The 2,104-nt window shown below is 68.2% G+C and carries 3 protein-coding genes; 1 reads left to right on the forward strand and 2 read right to left on the reverse strand.

What is annotated here, in order from left to right:
* Window positions 1–277: transposase (locus tag B0F77_RS51010; protein WP_143467182.1), on the reverse strand; the 277-nt coding region annotated here is incomplete at its 3' end.
* A 167-nt stretch (window positions 278–444) separates the two neighbouring features.
* On the opposite strand from B0F77_RS51010, the gene B0F77_RS40515 reads away from it, so the two are divergent.
* On the forward strand, window positions 445–1,536 hold the full coding sequence (locus B0F77_RS40515) for a nucleotide disphospho-sugar-binding domain-containing protein (protein ID WP_158102964.1): 1,092 nt from the start codon (window positions 445–447) through the stop codon (window positions 1,534–1,536).
* A 307-nt stretch (window positions 1,537–1,843) separates the two neighbouring features.
* Here B0F77_RS40515 and B0F77_RS48315 read toward each other — a convergent pair.
* A partial coding sequence (locus B0F77_RS48315) for a hypothetical protein (protein WP_211294280.1) occupies window positions 1,844–2,104 on the reverse strand: 261 nt, incomplete at its 5' end.

The raw sequence follows: 2,104 nt of genomic DNA on the forward strand, positions 1-2,104 counted from the left end.
CCGCTTCCCAGGGCGGGAAGTCGGCCGGCAACGCCCGCCACTCGATGCCATAGCGGGTCAGATAGCCGATCGCGTCCACCATCGCACGCAGGTCATGCTTCATTGGCGCTCCGGCAGGGCTCTTGCGCAACTCGGCCATGACCGCCCGCGCTTGCGGCTCCAACACCTGCCACTGCTCATCGGTCAGATCAGACGGATACCGACGTGTCCGGTCACGACATGCGCAACCAGACACGCCACAACTCGCCTTCGCGGCCTCGACACGGTAGACAGACATCCTGGGGCTTTTAATGATCAAGTTGGTGGTACATCTCGATTACCAGAAGCCCCACCTTCATGCCCTCACGCTCACGACCAACCCACACCATTCGCCAACAGACTCCTAGGGAGGAAGTCGTGCGAGTTCTTTTCACGTCATCGCCGGGGCTTGGCCACCTGTTTCCGATGATCCCGCTCGCCTGGGCGCTGCGGACCGGGGGTCACGACGTGCTGGTCGCCAGCACCGGTGACGTCGTCGAGCGCGCCGCGCAAGCTGGGCTGCCCGCGGTGGAGGCCGCGCCGGGGCTGGACGTGATGAAGTTCTTCGGGACTACAGTGCGGGAGAACGAGCGGTTCGGGGACTTCGCCTCGATCCACGAGCTGTTCGTGGAGGACCCGCGGCGGGCGATGGAGCTCGTCGCGCGGGTGTTCGCCGCGCTCGGCGACCGGCTCACCGAGGGGATGCTCGCCGCCGCCCAGGGTTGGCGGCCGGACCTGGTGGTCTTCGAGCAGATGGACTCCGCGGGCCCGTTCATCGCCGCGAAGCTCGGAATTCCCGCCGTGCAGCACAACTTCGGTTCGGCGCGCGGGACGGACGAGCTCGCGCTGTACGCCAAGTACACCGACGCCTACGACCGGCATGGCGTGACGCGGCCGACCGAGGCCGACGCGATCATCGACATCGCCACCGAGGGGCTCGGCACCCCGCAGATCGGGTGGCCGATGCGCTACGTCGCGTACAACGCGGGCGGGGTGCTGCCGGAGTGGCTGCTCGCCAAGCGGGAACGGCCGAGGGTGTGCGTCACCCTCGGCACCGCGGTCGGCCTGATGTCCGTCGGCGTGCTGGGCCAGATCGTCGAGGCGGCCAAGGAGATCGACGCGGAATTCATCTTCGCGCTCGGCGACTCCGACGTCGCGGAACTGGGCGAGCTGCCGGAGAACGTGCGCCTCGTCGAGTGGATCCCGTTGAACGCCCTGTTGGAGCACTGCGACGCGATCGTGCACCACGGCGGCTCCGGCAGCACCTTCACCTCGCTGGCCGCCGGAGTGCCGCAGTTGCTGCTTCCGCACAGCGCCGACCAGTTCGACAACGCGACACTCGTCCGCGACGCTGGTATCGGCCTGTGGCTCGAAGACACCACTGTGGACGCTTCGCATCTCACGAAGCTCTTGGAGGACAAGGAGATCAGGACGGCGTGCGAGCGACTCCGCGCGGAGAACGCCGCACGCCCCCTGCCATCGGAGCTGGTGTCGAAGCTCGTCGCGCTCGTGAGCTGATCCGGCTTGGTGATCTGGGCCTCGACCGAGCTCAGCGCGCCGGAGCGCTGGTAGGCCTTGCGGCCGAAATGTGTCAGTCGGACGTATTCAGCCGGACGCCTCGGCCACGGCGGGAGAACGGGCCGGTGAACACCGAGGGGCGGCGACGGGGGTCTGAGCGGGGGCGGTGGACATTGCCCCGACACGGCACGGACCGAGGAGGACCCAACATGGGTGGTGTGATCATCAGCGAGCCGGAGGAACTCTCCAATCGAGGACCTGCCCTGGGTCATGGTGTTCCAGTCCCTCGACGATTCGTGGGACTCCTTCACCTGCGGGCCATACGAGCGGGACCCCACCACTGTCCACTGAGGACGAACAGTGCGCCACCGACCGCCAGCAGCGTTCCGGTCACCGCGACCGTGCGCCGCCACGGCCGGTCGCCGCGCCGGTAGATCTCGTTGTGCCTGCGGGCGTGCCGACGGTCGGGCTCGAAGTCCAACCGCCGCCGGGCGGGTGCCCCGGCGGCGGTTGGGCTTTGCGCCCGACCGTCGGCACGCCCGCAGGCACAACGAGATCTACCGGCGCG

The sequence above is a fragment of the Lentzea kentuckyensis genome (assembly GCF_002150765.1).
Lineage (GTDB): Bacteria > Actinomycetota > Actinomycetes > Mycobacteriales > Pseudonocardiaceae > Lentzea > Lentzea kentuckyensis.

Bases quoted from the DNA above. Each gene is read 5' to 3' on its own strand.
- B0F77_RS40515 (WP_158102964.1), top strand. From the start codon at position 445: ATGATCCCGCTCGCCTGGGCGCTGCGGACCGGGGGTCACGACGTGCTG.